General features: G+C 52.1%; 17 protein-coding genes and 1 tRNA gene. 10 read left to right on the forward strand and 8 right to left on the reverse strand.

Going from position 1 to position 16,704, the window contains the following annotated elements; translation table 11 throughout:
* Positions 1-110 precede the first annotated feature (110 nt).
* Positions 111-1,337 (reverse strand): WS/DGAT domain-containing protein, encoded by a 1,227-nt coding sequence (locus tag FT643_RS13635; protein WP_156871965.1) that lies wholly within the window; start codon positions 1,335-1,337, stop codon positions 111-113.
* A 253-nt stretch (positions 1,338-1,590) separates the two neighbouring features.
* Here FT643_RS13635 and fabR point away from each other — a divergent pair, with 253 nt between their 5' ends.
* Positions 1,591-2,241 carry an HTH-type transcriptional repressor FabR gene (fabR, locus tag FT643_RS13640; protein ID WP_156871966.1) on the forward strand — a complete coding sequence of 217 codons (651 nt, stop codon included), beginning with the start codon at positions 1,591-1,593 and terminating at the stop codon, positions 2,239-2,241.
* 26 nt (positions 2,242-2,267) lie between these two features.
* Here fabR and FT643_RS13645 read toward each other — a convergent pair whose 3' ends face one another.
* A complete protein-coding gene (locus tag FT643_RS13645) occupies positions 2,268-3,173 on the reverse strand; it encodes a DMT family transporter (RefSeq protein ID WP_156871967.1) in 906 nt (301 codons plus the stop codon).
* Positions 3,174-3,544: 371 nt separating this feature from the next.
* On the opposite strand from FT643_RS13645, the gene FT643_RS13650 reads away from it, so the two are divergent.
* Positions 3,545-4,801 carry a multifunctional CCA addition/repair protein gene (locus FT643_RS13650; protein ID WP_156872174.1) on the forward strand — a complete coding sequence of 419 codons (1,257 nt, stop codon included), beginning with the start codon at positions 3,545-3,547 and terminating at the stop codon, positions 4,799-4,801.
* A 9-nt stretch (positions 4,802-4,810) separates the two neighbouring features.
* A complete protein-coding gene (locus tag FT643_RS13655) occupies positions 4,811-5,551 on the forward strand; it encodes a pteridine reductase (RefSeq protein WP_156871968.1) in 741 nt (246 codons plus the stop codon).
* Between the two features lie 29 nt (positions 5,552-5,580).
* Here the strand turns inward: FT643_RS13655 and FT643_RS13660 are convergent, their stop codons facing one another.
* From FT643_RS13660 to folB, 3 genes are read right to left on the reverse strand one after another with little or no spacing between them, the layout of a single operon-like run.
* Complete coding sequence (locus FT643_RS13660) at positions 5,581-6,735, reverse strand: serine hydrolase domain-containing protein (protein ID WP_156871969.1); 1,155 nt, start codon at positions 6,733-6,735, stop codon at positions 5,581-5,583.
* On the reverse strand, positions 6,708-7,199 hold the full coding sequence (gene folK / locus FT643_RS13665) for a 2-amino-4-hydroxy-6-hydroxymethyldihydropteridine diphosphokinase (RefSeq protein ID WP_156871970.1): 492 nt from the start codon (positions 7,197-7,199) through the stop codon (positions 6,708-6,710). Before folK ends, FT643_RS13660 begins: the two co-directional genes overlap by 28 nt.
* Entirely contained in the window at positions 7,199-7,555 is a 357-nt protein-coding gene (gene folB / locus FT643_RS13670; RefSeq protein ID WP_156871971.1) for a dihydroneopterin aldolase, read from the reverse strand. Before folB ends, folK begins: the two co-directional genes overlap by 1 nt.
* 160 nt (positions 7,556-7,715) lie before the next feature.
* Between folB and plsY the strand changes: the two genes are divergently transcribed.
* Complete coding sequence (gene plsY / locus FT643_RS13675) at positions 7,716-8,348, forward strand: glycerol-3-phosphate 1-O-acyltransferase PlsY (RefSeq protein ID WP_156871972.1); 633 nt, start codon at positions 7,716-7,718, stop codon at positions 8,346-8,348.
* A gap of 23 nt (positions 8,349-8,371) precedes the next feature.
* Here plsY and tsaD read toward each other — a convergent pair whose 3' ends face one another.
* Positions 8,372-9,391: a tRNA (adenosine(37)-N6)-threonylcarbamoyltransferase complex transferase subunit TsaD gene (tsaD, locus tag FT643_RS13680; protein ID WP_156871973.1), complete on the reverse strand. Its 1,020-nt coding sequence runs from the start codon at positions 9,389-9,391 to the stop codon at positions 8,372-8,374.
* A gap of 293 nt (positions 9,392-9,684) precedes the next feature.
* Here tsaD and rpsU point away from each other — a divergent pair, with 293 nt between their 5' ends.
* The 5 genes from rpsU to FT643_RS13705 all read left to right on the forward strand — a co-directional run bounded on the left by rpsU (position 9,685) and on the right by FT643_RS13705 (position 14,559).
* Positions 9,685-9,900 (forward strand): 30S ribosomal protein S21, encoded by a 216-nt coding sequence (gene rpsU / locus FT643_RS13685; RefSeq protein ID WP_156871974.1) that lies wholly within the window; start codon positions 9,685-9,687, stop codon positions 9,898-9,900.
* A gap of 110 nt (positions 9,901-10,010) precedes the next feature.
* Positions 10,011-10,457, forward strand: a complete 447-nt coding sequence (locus tag FT643_RS13690; protein ID WP_156871975.1) for a GatB/YqeY domain-containing protein — start codon at positions 10,011-10,013, stop codon at positions 10,455-10,457.
* Between the two features lie 7 nt (positions 10,458-10,464).
* Positions 10,465-12,360 (forward strand): DNA primase, encoded by a 1,896-nt coding sequence (dnaG, locus tag FT643_RS13695; RefSeq protein ID WP_156871976.1) that lies wholly within the window; start codon positions 10,465-10,467, stop codon positions 12,358-12,360.
* Between the two features lie 198 nt (positions 12,361-12,558).
* Positions 12,559-14,412, forward strand: coding sequence for an RNA polymerase sigma factor RpoD (gene rpoD / locus FT643_RS13700; protein WP_156871977.1), 1,854 nt, complete (start codon positions 12,559-12,561; stop codon positions 14,410-14,412).
* A gap of 70 nt (positions 14,413-14,482) precedes the next feature.
* A tRNA-Ile gene (locus FT643_RS13705) sits at positions 14,483-14,559 on the forward strand.
* Positions 14,560-14,691: 132 nt separating this feature from the next.
* Here FT643_RS13705 and FT643_RS13710 read toward each other — a convergent pair.
* Entirely contained in the window at positions 14,692-15,432 is a 741-nt protein-coding gene (locus FT643_RS13710; protein WP_198043533.1) for an acyl-ACP thioesterase domain-containing protein, read from the reverse strand.
* A gap of 141 nt (positions 15,433-15,573) precedes the next feature.
* On the reverse strand, positions 15,574-15,888 hold the full coding sequence (locus FT643_RS13715) for a hypothetical protein (RefSeq protein WP_156871979.1): 315 nt from the start codon (positions 15,886-15,888) through the stop codon (positions 15,574-15,576).
* A 191-nt stretch (positions 15,889-16,079) separates the two neighbouring features.
* Between FT643_RS13715 and FT643_RS13720 the strand changes: the two genes are divergently transcribed.
* The gene (locus FT643_RS13720; RefSeq protein WP_156871980.1) at positions 16,080-16,529 is read left to right on the forward strand and encodes a Fur family transcriptional regulator; all 450 of its coding nucleotides are present in this window, start codon (positions 16,080-16,082) and stop codon (positions 16,527-16,529) included.
* Positions 16,530-16,704: the final 175 nt, after the last annotated feature.

Below are 16,704 nucleotides of genomic sequence, written 5' to 3' on the forward strand. Positions count from 1 at the left end.
CGTTATAAACAGTTTGGGTTGGCTGATGTCTTCACCGCGCATAGTTAGGCTCTGTATTCAAAGAGAAGAAAACGCTATTTTTTCACAAAATAGTTAGTAAGGGGAGTTTTTCAACAAGCTGTTAAAATACTGACGCCCAAACCAATCCCACCGGACTGGGGCACCCAAAACATGGGCTTGGACAGTTTTTTACCCATCAACACAACCGGCTCGGAAGGTCCGGGCACATTGGTCATCACCGCCGAGGCTTTGCTGGCAAAAAAATTCAATGCCCAATTTTCCATCCAATGCGGAAAGTAGCCCAACATTCCCAAAACATTAAAACTCATCTGCGCCTGCATGCCATTTTTCAGTTTCTTCATATTGCTGCGTACTGCACGAATACGCCGCTCAGCAGAAATTTCGCCTACTGGCAAATCCAGGTAAACCAAACCAAATTGGTTGCCCAACTGCAACGCATCTTTTAAGGGGCGCAGATTAACCGGTACAGTGGTGCGGATCGTGACATCGTCTACAGGCTCACCGATACGTTCCAGATACCGCCGCAAACTCCCTGCAACACAACCCAGGATGACATCGTTCACGGTGCAGCCCATCGCCTTACTAACCTGCTTTACTTCTTTAACATCCAAAGAAGGCGCCCAACCAACGTGCTTCAATGAAGAAAGACTGCGCTTATAGGCGGTTTTGGAGTCGGGCTTGGCGAAGGTGACCTTCATCATTTCAAAAAACCAAAGCGAACCAAACCCGGCGTAAAAGGCGGTGCTTTGGGCCCAGAATTGAGCCCGATGCATTAGGCTTCGGGACTTCGCTTTTCGTTCTGGCATTTTGAAACGGGCGGCTGGAGAGCTGTGCATGACTGATTTATCGGCTATTGAATCCAGCACAGAGATCAATGCGATACCATCAGCATAGCTGTGGTGCACCCTCACCAGCACCGCACAGCCTGATTCATACTCGGGCAAAAAGTGAAATCGCCATAGGGGTTTATCTGCGGACAGCGGTTGCGGCACGATGGCACTCACGGTTTGCCTTAAGGCTTCGTCCTGCTGTTTACCGGGCACCAACTCAAGCGTACTTAGGTGATAATCCATATCCAGGGTTTCAAGCTCTTCCCAATAATATCGGGGGCCTTCCTGTATTGGCCGCTGACGGAAACGCTTGTGCTGCACCAGCAATCGGTCGGTTAAAATCGCTTTGAATTCATCTTGGGTCATGGGCTCATCAAAAAACAGCAGCCCGTTAATCACCATCAGGTTTTCGCGCCGGTCCATGCGCAGCCAGGCGGTATCCACGTGCCGCATCGGCTCTTTAGATAATCGGTTGACAGTCCTCATATTCTTCCTTCAAACCGCCGCGGCCGCTCCCACAACCCCGACAGAAAACGTGTGAAAAATCCGTTTTTCAGCAAACAAGTGTTAGCCAATATACACTCAATATATAGAATTGCAATTCTTCATGGTCAAAAGAGACCGCCTTTTGGCTAATTCAGTCGGCTTAAACCGACTGTAGGACAACACCGATTATACGGTTGATTTTTCAGCTAACACTTGTACACTTAATTTCATCTAACCCTAAAGAAAGTTTACTATGACCGAATCCTTGTCCCGAGCACAACAAAAACAACAAACCCGCGCCAACATAATGTCCGCAGCGTTGAAGAAAATGAATCAAGACAAAGGCTTTTCCAGCCTCAGTTTACGTGAAGTCGCAAAGGAAGCCGGTATCGCCCCCGCCTCGTTTTACCGCCATTTTGATAATATGGAATTATTGGGACTGGAATTGGTGGCCCAGGCCGACTCCGCCTTACAATTGATTCTAGAAGACACCAAAAAACTGGAGGGACGGGGTGAGGAAATGGTCGAAAAAAGCGTGTCGGTTTGCATGTCTCACTTTCGGGAGAACGGCGCCCTGTTTCGTGTACTCACACGGGAAGCCACCGGCAACTCCCCCATCATACGTCGCGCCATTAAACGCTGCCTGCACCAGATCAATCAGCAGTTAGCGGCCATCATTGAAGTTGAGACGAAACGCTACAACCGCATTATCACAAACAGCATGTTCGTCGCAGAAGCCATTTCAACGCTGGTATTTTATATCGGTATCGCCAGCATAGACCTGCCATATGCCAAACAAAAAGAAGCGGAGAAACGGCTGGCCCACCATATCCGTGCCGTCTATTGGGGTGCCGAGGCCATGGCCAATTCACAGCACATGACCCGACAACTTCTGATTTCCTGAACCCGGTGAGGCGGGCTCGGTCTATTCTATTTTTCCAAATTAGCAGAACGGGTATCCACCGCCGCCCGTGCAACTAATTTGTCCCCCCAGTAAAACAGTAATAAGCAGGCACAAATCAAAAGCGCACCGATCACCAGGTTGGGAGTGACGGCTTCTCCGTTAAAATAAACCCCCAAACTGATCGCCAGCACCGGCGTAACCATCGTCACCAAAGCCACTGAACTCGCCCGCATATGCTTCAGAATATAAAAATAACAAAAAAAGCCAATAAACGAGCCGAATACGGTCAAATATAAAATCGCAGCAACTGTCCGCAGGGTCAGCGATTCCACTTCCAAACCCAGAAACAAACCACTGATGGCGTACAACGGCGTGGCCAACGTCAACGACCCTACCGTTTGCGCTAACGGATGCATATCAAAGGGCTCGCGCTTAATCAAAATTCCGCTAATCGAAAAGCACAACATGCCAAACCCCACCAACAGAAAGCCCAGATAGCTATTACCGGTGAGCATCACGCTCTGGCTGAAACTAATAACCAAACCACACAATCCCAACAACACCGCCATCCAGCGGCTGACCGAAAACGGCGGCTCTCTCAAAAAATAACGGGACAGAATGGCAGACGCGATCGGTGATAAGCCGAACAGCACCGAGATCATGCCCGAGCTAATATAGCTTGCTCCGATGTACACGCAAATCAGCCCAACAAACAAACCGATATTAGAAACCGCATAGATTTTAAGAGCCTGCCGATGCCAGGGTACCGCCACCTTCAAAAGCCGCGCGGCAGTCCAGCCCAACAATGCGGCCAGAAACATCCGACTCAAGGCACCCGCAACCGGGGACAAACCCTGCGAACTCCATTGCACACCCAAAGGCGTAGTTGACCACACCAAGATAACGACTAAGTAGGCAGCTGGCACCGACATGACACATTCACTCCTTTTTTCCTCCTTACGAATATCGCAGCGGTTGGGTGAACCCTGGCCTTGTCATTGCTTTACTGTCAGAAACGAAAAAGGCCGCAGGTTCTTTCGAAACGCTGCGGCCTTTTTAACTCCGGGATACAACTTATCTCACCAACCTGCTCCCCTGCCCGCAACGTTACCGCATGCCCGCCACATAATGCGACAGACACAGGTCATCGCGCGGCGTTTAATCGCTGCGCGACAGGCGGATGGTTTAGGTGCTGTGATTTGGCTGTTCATAGCTTTACACTATAGGGGTTGTCTCTCGAGCCGGTCAACGAATAATTCCCGGTTTAAGAAAAATGTCACACAGAGGAACTGAAATTACTTCCATGGAAATTTATCTGGTGGGCGGCGCTGTACGCGACCGCCTATTGAATCTGCCGATTAAAGATCAGGATTGGGTCGTCGTCGGCGCTTCTGCAGATGACCTGCTGAAGCAGGGCTATCAAGCTGTGGGCAAAGACTTTCCCGTGTTTTTGCATCCACAAACCCACGAGGAATACGCCCTTGCCCGTACTGAACGAAAAAGCGGTGCCGGATACACCGGCTTTGAATGCTACGCAGGCACAGACGTTACCCTGGAACAGGATTTATCACGACGTGATCTGACCATCAATGCCATGGCTCAAGATGACGCCGGTAATCTTATCGACCCCTATCAGGGACAAAATGATATCCGGGATAAAAAACTGCGCCATGTGTCTGACGCTTTTATTGAAGACCCGTTACGGGTTTTACGGGTGGCCCGCTTTCTTGCACGCTTTCATAGTCAGGGCTTTGAAATAGCGCAAGAAACGCTGCAACTGATGGGTACCATCTCCGGCAGCGGCGAGCTGGCACACCTAACGCCGGAGCGGGTCTGGACTGAAACCGAGAAAGCATTATCAGAAAAAAGCCCCTGGCGCTATTTTGAAGTGCTATACGAATGCGGTGCGCTTACGGTGATCTTTCCGGAACTCGCGCGCCTGTTCGGCGTGCCTCAACCACCCCGCCACCATCCGGAAATCGACACCGGCATCCACGTGATGATGACCCAGCAAGCCGCTTGCAATCTAATCCAGGAGCATGCAATAAACGCAGCAGACCGTACGGCGATTTTATTTTCCCTGCTGTGTCACGACCTGGGCAAAGGTCTGACACCGGAAGAGACGTTGCCCAGCCACCCGGGGCACGAGGATATCAGCGAGTTTCTAACGGAAAAAGTATGTCAGCGACTGCGCACCCCCAACCCGGTGAAACGCCTAAGTAAACTTGTCGCCAAGTACCACACTCACTGTCATCGCGCGTTCGAACTTAAACCTTCCACGGTCATGCGTTTATTTGAAGCGCTTGATGTCATAAGGCGCCCGGAAACCCTCACCCTGTTCCTGCTGGCATGCGAAGCGGATGCAAAAGGCCGCACCGGCTTTGAGCAACGAGCCTATCCGCAAGTGGGCTACTTACAGGATTGCGCCAATGCAATGAAACAAGTGGAACCTCGCTTGCTGGTGAACCTGGGTTTTAAAGGGGAAACTCTGGGTATCGAGATCAGAAGAAAACGCATTGATGCGATACGAGAAATAAAAAACAGTTATGTACAGGATTAATCAGACCCTATGAACAGTAATCAAAAAGTGGCGCTCATTACCGGTTCAGCCAAGCGCATAGGCGCAACCGTTGCGCGCTACCTGCATGCAAATAATATGGATGTGGTGTTGCACTACCGCCATTCAGCAGACGCGGCTAAATCATTACGGGATGACCTGAATCAGATCCGGCCGCACTCCTGCATTGCGCTGCATGCGGATCTGGCCAACCCCGACTCGTGGCAACATTTGGCGCAGCAGGCCCAAAGCTGGAAGCAGCGGGTGGACGTACTGGTGAACAACGCTTCTACCTATTATCCCACCACCCTGGAAAACACCACTGTGCAACAATGGAATGATTTGTTTGCCAGCAACGCTCAAGCACCGTTTTTTCTGACTCAAGCACTGCTGCCCGCATTAAAACAGCAAAAAGGTTGTGTGATAAATATTGTCGATGCTTTGGTGGACAAACCCGATACGGATTACACTCCCTACACCATGGCAAAGTCTGCACTGCGCACCATGACCCTTTCATTGGCAAAAATGCTGGCGCCGGATGTTCGGGTAAACGGCATTGCTCCGGGCGCCATTCTTTGGCCAGAGCACGCCGGTGGCGATGATGAAAACCTCAGGCAAAAGATTCTGAACGATATTCCCATGCAAGAAATCGGTACACCGGAAGACATCGCAAAAGCCATTTTATTTTTGGTTGCCGATGCGCCTTACGTGACCGGACAGATTCTTGCAGTGGACGGTGGCAGAAGTCTGTAGTGCACCACCCCGAACCGGGTTGGTGGCACTTACTCCCGGGGCCGGGGTAAAGCCCATTCATACACTCGCTGGATGCGTGATGTGACTTCACGAATAACCCCGACCCCGTTATCGCCGTTACACAACAAAACGCAGCCATAGCCTTTCTGTTTGTGTCCACAGATCCAGCCTTTAAATCCTACGTTGTCACCATGATGGGTTAAATACCAGCCGTCGCCTTGTTTCTCTATGGCGAAACCCGCAGCGTAGTCCCCTACCCCTACCGGTGTTGCCATGGCCTGAATCGTGTTTCTCGACAACACAAGATTCGACTGACCGTGCAATGATCGCTGCAATTCAATCATAAATTGCGCCAGATCCGATGCCGTGGTCCAAAGCCCCGCAGCCGCCTGCTCGGGATACCGATGCCATTTGTGAGGCATGCTTTGTCCGGCCATATCGTGCCCCCGCGCCCGGTTTTGTTCTTGCTGCTGCGCGACCGAATCATCGAATCCACTGCGCGTCATGTTAAGCGGGCTCAATACCTGCTGATGTAATAGGGTCGCAAACGGTTGCCGATAAACCTCCTCCAGTAACAACTGCAAAATCGTATAACCGGCACCGGAATATTGCCAGGCACTCATCGGTGATCTATGAAAGCGCGTTGCACCGACATTACAAGGCGCCTCGCCATTCAGTATCTGCAACAAAGAAGGCAGCGCGCTACCGGGAGGATAACCGGGGTAGCCATAACCGTCCCCCAAACCGGAGGTATGACTCATCAGCGATAGCGGTGTCACCTTACCAGTCCGGGTAAACGTGGTTTCCGCCGGGCACCAGCTTTTCAGTACGCTGAAAACATCGTCATACAAACCGAAATAGTCATCCTGAATGGCTTTCATCACCAACATCGCCGCCACCGGTTTACTGATGGAAGCGGCCTGGAATAGGGTGTCAGTCTCAGCAGCAACAGCCGACACCCTATCCGCAACACCATAGGCTTTCGCCCAATGAATCCGGAAATCGCGGATCACCGCCACGCTCAGTGCGGGCACACGGTAATGCTGCAACACTTGGGGCAGTGTAAGTGAATCAAGGCCGTGGTGGTCCGGCAATTGGGGTGTTTCGACCGAATCTATATAAGAAGTTGGCGGGGCCACTATACGCTCGCTGAAAATCAGGGGGCAGCTAATTGCACCGGCCACAACGCTTGCTTGGACTTATCATAGCCGGCCCATAAATCACGATAGGTTTGCTTCAATTGTGGATGCAACTCGTCAGCAGCGACATCGCTGAGCGGCCACAAAACAAAGGCATTGGTAAGGATTTCATCCCGCGGCAGATGAACGCCATCATGCTCGCCCACCAGCGAATCGTAGATCAGGATATCGATATCCAGAGTGCGTGGGCTGAATTTCGGGCCACCGCGCACACGCCCGTTCTGATCTTCGATTGCCTTGATGGAGTGCTGCAATGCCCCCACCGCTAATGGTGTTTCGATGCCCACGACCAGATTAAAAAAGGGGCTGCCTTTAAACCCGATCGATTCGCTTTCGTACACAGGCGACACAATCAAATCACCAAACCGGTTCCGCAACTCAGAAAGTGCAGCCCGTATATGCTTATGCCGATCAATATTGCTGCCCAATCCGAGGTAGACCCTGGCCATCAGGGCTTTACTCCCCGCTCGATGATTACCCCTACGTCGCGCGCATTCGGCAAAGCGCCGGGCTTGCCGAGTCGCAACCTTACCCAGGGAACCGAAAACTCGTCCATGACCAGAGCCGCTATTTTTTCTGCCATGGTTTCCACCAGTTGGAATTGGCTTGCTTCCACAAACGCCGTAATCCGATCCGACACCGACTTATAATTCAGCGCATCATCAATATTGTCATTCCGCCCTGCTTTAGCGATATCCGACGCCATTTCAAGGTCCAGCACCACGGTCTGCCTGATGGCTCGCTCCCAGTCGAAAATACCTATTACAGTTTGGATTTTCAGTTCCCGAACAAACACGATGCCCATGACAGCAGCCTAAATAATGGATGTCCGGTGGAATCTACCAAGACCCGGCGCCGGTTACAATGTTGTCCGGCGAACGCCGTCACCATTTGTCGCCCCAACCCTTGCCCAACACATTCACTAATGAAACAATCGAACAATTACGAACTCTCCGGAGCCTGTTTTGGAAAGCCATCTCGCCATCGTTCTTTGGGTATTTTCATACCTGTTGGGCTCTGTATCCAGCGCTATCCTGGTCTGTCGCCTATTTGGCTTTCCAGATCCGCGCTCAACCGGGTCACACAACCCCGGCGCAACCAACGTGCTGCGGGTCGGCAACAAGTTCGCGGCGGCGATCACGTTATCAGGCGATGTGGCAAAAGGGATGGTTCCGGTTTGGGTTGCCCGCCAGGTTGGAGCACCGGAAAGTATTGCCGCATTTTGTGGCTTCTGCGCCTTTCTCGGCCATCTGTATCCGGTCTATTTCGATTTTCGCGGGGGTAAAGGTGTCGCTACCGCCCTGGGCGTCATGGTTTTCCTGCATTGGCCCTCCACCCTGGTAGTCATCGGAATTTGGCTATTGGTGGCTGCCAGCACCCGTATTAGCTCAATGGCTTCCGTCACCAGCTTCCTATTGGCACCCATAATCGTGTTGCTGCTAAAGCCGGAATTGTTTCATCCGGTCCTGGTGCTTTCATTAATGCTGCTGTTTCGCCACCGGCACAACATCATGCAATTGTTCAAAGGGCAGGAGCAGCGATTCGGAACCCCGGCGAGCCCCGCCCCCCTTCAAAACCCGATTGATAAAACGCACTGAATCAGGCTGATAAGCAGCGGGCTTTATAGCTCAGTCATAGGCCAGCGCGCCCTCACCTTCACTTTCAGGTCCGCTTCCTGCCCGGCCAGCATGCGTTGATAACCCGCGAACGCGATCATCGCGCCATTATCCGTGCAAAAACGCAATTGAGGATAAAACACCTGCGCCCCCAGCTTCGCGACCATGTCAGCCAGCTTTTCCCGTAGCAACAAATTAGCACTGACGCCTCCGGCCACCACCAATTGCTTGCTGCCGGTTTGTTTCAGGGCGCGCTTACACTTAATCGTCAGGGTATCAACCACCGCATCCTGAAATGCCCAGGCGATATCAGCCACGTCCTCCGGGGTCAAACCGGCGTCCGCTTCAGCGCACTTGTTACGGGTGTTCAAGGTGAAGGTTTTCAACCCGCTAAAACTGAAATCCAACCCGGGCCGGTCCACCATGGGACGGGGAAACCGAAACCGCGACGCATTGCCCTGCTGCGCGGCTTTGGCCACGTTGGGACCGCCGGGGTAGCCCAAACCCAGCATCTTAGCGGTTTTATCGAATGCTTCGCCGGCGGCGTCATCCAGCGATTCACCCAGAATCTGATACTGGCCAATGGACGCCACATTCACCAACTGGGTATGCCCGCCGCTCACCAGTAACGCAACAAACGGCGCCTGGGGGGCTGGATCTTCCAACAGCGGCGCCAACAGATGGCCTTCCATGTGGTGCACCGACAGCGCCGGAATCCCCCAGGCGTAGGCCAGGCTTTTGGCAACGGAAGCGCCCACCATTAGCGCACCCACCAAACCGGGCCCGGCAGTATAGGCAATAGCATCCAGGTCAGCGGGCTGCGATCCGGCCTTCGCCATTACTTCCTTTATTAAAGGAATCAATTTACGCACATGATCCCGCGACGCCAGCTCCGGAACCACTCCACCGTACTCTGCGTGCAGCTCAATCTGGCTGTATAAGGCATCAGCCACGATTCCGCAGTCACTGTCGTACAGGGCTACGCCGGTTTCATCACAGGAAGTTTCAATACCAAGGATACGCAAAATTTAATCCGGTCTATCTCAATTAGGGAATGGAATGCTGCAGACGAAAGGCAGTTTACCCCTAGTTGTGGCTGAAATCGACGGCCATTTCCGGGATTAAAGCCATAACAGGCTTTGCAATTCAGGATCAATGCCATTAAAATGCGGCACCCTTATGACCAGAGCCTCCAGGATAACCCCTCTCAGCTTCCGTCATACACGAGATTATTCGTATACAAATTGGTTTATAGTCAGCTCCCAGTGGCGTCTATATTTAATAAGCAAACAGAATTCACAAGTAAGGTGATTTGTTAATGCCTAACGTTAAGGTAAAAGAAAACGAGCCATTCGACGTAGCACTGCGTCGCTTCAAGCGTTCATGCGAAAAAGCCGGTGTACTGGCTGAAGTTCGTCGCCGCGAGTTTTACGAAAAACCCACTCAGGTTCGTAAGCGTAAGCAAGCCGCTGCCGTTAAGCGTCACGCTAAAAAAGTGTCCCGCGAACAGATCCGCCGCAAGCGCCTGTACTAGCAAGCACTTAGTAACACAGCAAACACCTTACACAATACGCCGGCGGGCCTACCCGTTCCGGCGTATTGTTGTTTGCAGCAAAAAGACCATTCAAGATTAGGGAAAGCACCATGTCAGAGATAAAAGCCAAACTGAACGCCGCAGTGAAAGATGCCATGCGCGCCAAAGACAAACCCCGCTTATCCACTCTGCGCCTGGCAACCTCGGCGCTTAAACAAATCGAAGTGGATGAACGCATTGAGCTGGATGACACCCGCGTACTCGCGATATTGGATAAAATGGTCAAACAGCGCAAAGATTCTGTCGAACAGTTTACCCAAGGAAACCGCGACGACCTGGCCCGGATCGAACTGGCCGAAATCGAAGTACTGAAAGAATTCCTGCCCCAAGCAATGGGCGAAGCCGAGGTCGAAGCCATCGTTCAGGCGGCCATCAGCGAAACCGGCGCCCAGGGCATGAAGGACATGGGCCAGGTCATGGCGATCGTAAAACCGCAAGCACAGGGTCGCGCCGATATGGGCGAAGTCAGTAAAAAGGTTAAAGCACTACTCGGATAAATCGCCCATGTCTGGCCGGATCCCGGAAAGTTTTATCGATGATGTTCTGTCCAGAACCGATCTGGTGGAGCTCATCGATAGCTATGTGCACCTGAAACGCACTGGCAAAAACTACTCCGCCTGCTGCCCTTTTCACCAGGAAAAAACCCCCTCTTTTACCGTCAGCCCGGACAAGCAGTTTTATTACTGTTTCGGTTGCGGAGCCAGCGGGAACGCCGTCGGCTTTTTGATGGAATACACCCGGCTCAGCTTCATAGAAGCCCTGGAAACCCTCTGCCGTACCCTGGGCCTGGAAATCCCCCGTGACGACAACTTCAAGCCACGGCAGGATTATCAGCCTTTATACAATGTATTGGAAGCCGCAACCGCGTTCTATGAACAGCAGCTGCGCAACCCCCAAACCAAAGACCGCCCGGTAAACTATCTGAAAAGCCGGGGCCTGAGCGGGCAAACCGCCAAACAATTCCGGGTCGGATATGCGCCCCACGGCTGGGACAACCTGATTAACCAGCTGGGCAAAGATGACACCAAGCTTAACCAGCTGATGCAATCCGGGCTGGCCGTTGAAAACGATAAAGGCCATCGTTACGACCGCTTTCGTGACCGGGTTATATTTCCTATCCGCGACAGCCGCGGGCGGGTAATCGCGTTTGGCGGGCGGGTGCTCGGTGACGACAAACCCAAGTACCTTAACTCACCGGAAACCCCTGTCTTCCATAAAGGGCGCGAGCTATACGGGCTCTACGAAGCCAAGCAGGCCAGCAACAAGATCCGGCGCTTCGTGATTGTGGAAGGCTATATGGATGTTATTGCGTTGGCGCAATTCGGCATTCCCTATGCCGTCGCCACCCTGGGAACCGCGACCAGCCGCGACCACATTGAAAAGTTGTTCCGCCACAGCGACCAACTGGTGTTTTGCTTTGACGGTGACGAAGCGGGCCGTAAAGCCGCCTGGCGCGCGCTTGAGAATGCCCTGCCCTGCGCCAAAGACGGGCGCCAGATGCGGGTTTTACTGCTGGCAGAGGGCGAAGATCCCGACACCCTGGTGCGCAAACACGGCAAAGACTACTTTGAGGGCCTCCTGGATGAAGCAACCCCGCTGTCCGAATACTTTTTTGCGCACCTGAGTGACGACCTAAACACCAGCACACTGGATGGTCGCGCCCGCCTTGCCAGCTTGGCCAAACCTTTTATCGAGCAGCTCCCGAACGGCGTCTTTCAACAGCTCATGCTCAAAGAATTACGGCGTATTACTCAACTTGAAGAGCTGCAACTGGCGCCGGCCGAACCTGCTCCACGGCCTGCACATGAGCCGCCTGCCGCGCCACCGGCCTTGAATTATGACGCTCCCCCCCCATATACCGAAGAGTACCCGGTAAGCAGTAGCTCAGATCATAATGAAGCCTACTATTCCGACGCCCAAAACGAGGCGCGGCCCGCCAAGCCCAAGCAGCGCAAGAAGCTGCCACGGCCGACATCGGATGCCACGTCGCGTTCTGCGCATGATCATCCGTCGCTGGTGGACTCGACCATCCGCCTATTGCTGAATGCACCGCGCCAGGCAGCAACTATGGATCTGCCGGCAGACTTAAGGGAACTGACCCTGCCCCGCATCGATATTTTGTGGGAGCTGTTCGACTTTATCCGGCAGCAACCGGAAGCGTCGACCGCGGCTATATTGGGCCACTGGCAGAATCGCGAAGACGGCGAAGCGGTCTTCAGGCTGGCAGCAAAAGAATTCCTGCTGCCCAACGACGAGCAGACGCCCGAGCTAAGCGACGCAGTTCGTCGCCTTTATTTACAAAAAGTGGAGCAGGATTTGGATCAAATCATCGCCGATGGCGTCAAAGACAAATCAAGATTCAAAGAGCTACTACACTTACAGAAAGAGCTATCCAATTAGTCGTATATCCAGCGACTCAATCCTTCCTATGGACCTGCAACGCCGGATCGTGGGCAAACCAACACATGAGGCCTCAAAATGTAGTTTTTCAGCACGCATTACAAACTCGCTACAAACTCGTGGGTCTGCTTGTGGTAAGAGCAACCCGTTAACTGTATAATGCCGCGTTCTTCGCGCACCAGACGGAATGGGCATTTCATGACGACCGATAAAGAACAGCAAAAGTCCCAGCTAAAACAACTAATTACTAAGGGAAAGGAACAAGGTTTCCTGACCTACGCGGAAGTGAACGACCACCTTCCCGCTGACATCACCGATCCGGATCAGATCGAAGATATCATTGGTATGATTAACGACATGGGCATTCCGGTACACGAAGTGGCGCCGGAAACCGATGAGTTGTTGCTGGGAGAAAATTCCAATAGCACAGACGAAGACGCTGCTGAAGAAGCCGCTGCCGCCCTGGCATCGGTGGAAAGCGAACCCGGCCGCACGACCGACCCAGTACGTATGTATATGCGTGAAATGGGCACCGTGGAGCTGCTGACCCGGGAAGGCGAAATCGTCATTGCGAAACGCATCGAAGAAGGCATTCGACAAGTCATGCACGCCCTCGCCTACTGGCCTGGCTGTATCGAAACCGTATTAGGTGAGTACAACCGAGTCACCGAAGCGGAAGAAGGCCGACTTTCCGAAGTGATTGCCGGATTCATCTCTGAAGAAGACGAAATCGCACAACCGACTCCAATTGTGGCGCCAAGTGCCAATGATGACGCCAACAAGAAAGACGACGACAGTGACGACGACGATGATGACGACGACGATACCAGCAACGAGATTGATCCGGAGCTGGCTAAAGAGCGTTTTGGCGAACTGGAATCGCTATACAAAAAAGCCGAAGCTGCCATTGCCAAACATGGCCGCGATTCCAAACGAGCTGAAACCGCCCTGGCTAAACTGGCGGACAATTTTGTTACCTTTAAGCTAGTGCCTCGCCTGTTCAATCAGGTGGAATCGGAAATCAGGGATACCCTGACGGCGATTCGCGGCAGTGAGCGTAACATCATGAACAGCTGTATCCGGCTGGCCAAGATGCCACGAAAAGACTTCATCCGGAGCTTCCCCGGCAACGAAGTGGATCTGGAATGGCTGGATGGCCATATCAAGGCCGGTAAGCCATATGCACAAGGCTTGGAAAACGTGCGTCCGGATGTTCTGCGTGCACAACGTCGCATGGTTCAACTGCAGGAACTGATCGGCCTCACTATTCCCGAAATCAAGGAAGTGAACCGCCGCATGTCCATCGGTGAAGCCAAAGCCCGCCGCGCTAAAAAGGAAATGGTAGAAGCCAACTTACGTTTGGTTATCTCCATCGCCAAAAAGTACACCAACCGCGGCCTGCAATTCCTGGATCTGATTCAGGAAGGCAACATCGGCTTGATGAAGGCAGTAGACAAGTTCGAATACCGCCGTGGTTACAAGTTCTCCACCTACGCAACCTGGTGGATTCGGCAGGCCATTACCCGCTCCATTGCGGACCAGGCACGCACCATCCGTATTCCGGTGCACATGATCGAAACCATCAACAAGCTGAACCGGGTATCCCGCCAAATGCTTCAGGAAATGGGCCGCGAGCCGACCCCTGAAGAATTGGGCATACGCCTGGAAATGCCGGAAGACAAAGTACGCAAAGTGCTGAAGATTGCCAAAGAACCTATCTCCATGGAAACGCCGATCGGCGACGATGAAGATTCGCACCTGGGTGATTTTATCGAAGACGCCACCATCGACTCGCCCGTGGATTCCGCCACGATCGAAGGCCTGATGGAAGCCACCCGATCAGTACTGGCTGGCCTAACCGCAAGGGAAGCCAAAGTACTCAGCATGCGTTTCGGTATCGATATGAACACGGATCACACCCTGGAAGAAGTCGGCAAGCAGTTCGACGTCACCCGGGAACGAATTCGTCAGATCGAAGCCAAAGCCCTGCGCAAACTGCGCCATCCGAGCCGTTCGGAGCACCTGCGCAGCTTCCTGGACAGTGAAACGTAAATAGCACAGTAAAGCAGTAAAAAAGTGGCGCCCTTATACATTGAACCGTATAATGGCGCCCTTCTTTTCAGGGCCTTTAGCTCAGTTGGTTAGAGCATCCGACTCATAATCGGCAGGTCCCCAGTTCAAGTCTGGGAAGGCCCACCATTTTTTTAATATTGAAATCTGCTGTATACGTGAAAGTACAGTTAGAGCTTCCACCAGCCTGAGTTTGCGGAACGCATTGCACTCACAACCTATTTTCAAATCTCCCGAATACAGACAACCTCCTCCTCTATTCTATTGTGTGAGCTGCACAATCGCGTTCGCTACGATGTCTTGACCATGGCGAATTTGGGATTGAAAAGCGGCTTGGGATTTTAAGGGCGAAACATCAATAGTAAGCAACTGGCCGTTCAGTGCTTCTGTTTTATATTCCAGGGTCAGACCGAAGATGGGATCCCTCATCTCTGCTTGTTCCGGAAACAGTAATTTGCGCGCATCCTCTACATAATCAACATACCGTGAATGATTGACGTGTTTTAGCAAATCAATTTCACTGGGCATTACTCTTCTTTCGATGGATTTTACAGATTCAATCGGGAGGCTGTTTTGGATTTTCGGGAACAGTCTACCGTCGAAGTTAGCGGGTGAAGTGTCTATAAAATCTTTGACCGTTTCCGCTACCACTTTTGGACGACGTCGGGAATCGACATTCACCAGCGTAGCGCGCCCCAAAGCGATCGCCATTTTCGATTCTTTATCAACGATCATTTGGGAAATATCCAGGCTGGTATTGCCTACGCGGCTTAGCCAAACGCTTATTTCCAGATTAATGCGCTCGACGACCGGCGCCAGCACAACCAGACTTTGGGCTGCAACCACCAGACTATTGATGGCGTGACGAAAGGTATTTTGCTCTGAATTCAGAAACTCCCACCGCCCCCACTCCATATAACGTATCAGTACAGCAGGAGGAATGGTCCTGGTCCCATCCAGTTCGTAACCGCGAGTTAGTATCTCTGTCGTCATCATAGGCATAAGCGAGTCAACCCTGTTCATTCAGGTAATTGTAAATAGCAGTAGCCTACCACGGAACGCACCTCAGGAATTGACTGGAGGGACTTCGTAAACAGCGTATTTCGGCAGGCTTCTTTCACTATCACCCCAATGCACAGCCATTTAGATTGGCGCTGTTTGAGCATGACACTCGCGAACCCTCTGTTCGTTTTCAATCGCTGCACGAACATACGTGTCAGACAACAATTGTAATATACGCTCCAACAATGCGGGGGGAGCAACGAATGTGTGCCATGCCGTCAAGGTTTGTGCCGTGGGTAGATCCCAGGCCGAATTAACCACCTCACGCTGATTCATGACTATGTCTGCCCCCGACGGAACGGATACCATCCGGCCAATAACTTCACGACCCGTGACGGGAGTAATCACGGCCAGGAGAATCCAGATACCGATCAGGGTAGAAAGAATGGCCCCCACGGGCTGCTTCCACGACCCTATCCGGTAGCAAAGCCAATCCCATAAATGGTATCTCCTAGTGGCTGTATTCCATCTGACTGTCGCCTCCATTTCAAAAAGCCATTAATTATCACGGACGCTTATTCTATAATGTTATGTTATATCCTATCATTTAGTGACACCGACCGCGGAACCGACCGGATGATTACGCCATGAGTACAATTACACAAATTCTCAATCACGCAGAAACCAGTTGTCGCGCGAGCGGTGCCAAGTTAACCGAAAAGCGCAAGCGGGTTTTGACTGGGTTGCTGAAATCCCAGAAGGCACTGTCAGCCTATGAACTGATCGATATACTGCAAAAGGAGTTCGATGAATCTCCCCCGGCCATGTCGGTGTATCGCATTCTGGAGTTTCTCGAAAGCGAAAACCTGGTGCACAAACTACACCTGGCGAACAAATACGTTGCCTGCTCCCATATCAGTTGCGCCCATGAACACGAAGTCCCCCAATTTTTGATCTGCGACCAGTGCGGCAATGTGAAAGAAATCGGCATTAAAAAATCCCTGATCAACACACTAAAGCGAAATGTCGAAGAGTCGGGCTATGTTCTGCAAAGTCCGCAATTAGAACTGCATTGCCTGTGTCAGGAATGTGCGTAGCGAGCAACCAACAGCGCCCACCGCAGCCCATTTCATGCTCAAGAATTGAAAAATACTGACTTTCTTGTAAAATGCCCCGAATTCATACCCACCAGGAACTCGTTTTGCTAATTAGTCCACCCTAGCATTCCTGTCTACAATCACTCTGATTGTCACCCCTTTTCTCGCTAAATCG

The sequence above is a fragment of the Ketobacter sp. MCCC 1A13808 genome (assembly GCF_009746715.1).
GTDB lineage: Bacteria > Pseudomonadota > Gammaproteobacteria > Pseudomonadales > Ketobacteraceae > Ketobacter.

Excerpts from the sequence above, each read along its gene's own strand:
- FT643_RS13635 (WP_156871965.1), bottom strand. The coding sequence starts at position 1,337 with ATGAGGACTGTCAACCGATTATCTAAAGAGCCGATGCGGCACGTGGAT.
- fabR (WP_156871966.1), top strand. The coding sequence starts at position 1,591 with ATGACCGAATCCTTGTCCCGAGCACAACAAAAACAACAAACCCGCGCC.
- FT643_RS13645 (WP_156871967.1), bottom strand. The coding sequence starts at position 3,173 with ATGTCGGTGCCAGCTGCCTACTTAGTCGTTATCTTGGTGTGGTCAACT.
- FT643_RS13650 (WP_156872174.1), top strand. The coding sequence starts at position 3,545 with ATGGAAATTTATCTGGTGGGCGGCGCTGTACGCGACCGCCTATTGAAT.
- FT643_RS13655 (WP_156871968.1), top strand. The coding sequence starts at position 4,811 with ATGAACAGTAATCAAAAAGTGGCGCTCATTACCGGTTCAGCCAAGCGC.
- folK (WP_156871970.1), bottom strand. The coding sequence starts at position 7,199 with ATGGCCAGGGTCTACCTCGGATTGGGCAGCAATATTGATCGGCATAAG.
- folB (WP_156871971.1), bottom strand. The coding sequence starts at position 7,555 with ATGGGCATCGTGTTTGTTCGGGAACTGAAAATCCAAACTGTAATAGGT.
- rpsU (WP_156871974.1), top strand. The coding sequence starts at position 9,685 with ATGCCTAACGTTAAGGTAAAAGAAAACGAGCCATTCGACGTAGCACTG.
- FT643_RS13690 (WP_156871975.1), top strand. The coding sequence starts at position 10,011 with ATGTCAGAGATAAAAGCCAAACTGAACGCCGCAGTGAAAGATGCCATG.
- dnaG (WP_156871976.1), top strand. The coding sequence starts at position 10,465 with ATGTCTGGCCGGATCCCGGAAAGTTTTATCGATGATGTTCTGTCCAGA.
- rpoD (WP_156871977.1), top strand. The coding sequence starts at position 12,559 with ATGACGACCGATAAAGAACAGCAAAAGTCCCAGCTAAAACAACTAATT.
- FT643_RS13710 (WP_198043533.1), bottom strand. The coding sequence starts at position 15,432 with ATGCCTATGATGACGACAGAGATACTAACTCGCGGTTACGAACTGGAT.
- FT643_RS13720 (WP_156871980.1), top strand. The coding sequence starts at position 16,080 with ATGAGTACAATTACACAAATTCTCAATCACGCAGAAACCAGTTGTCGC.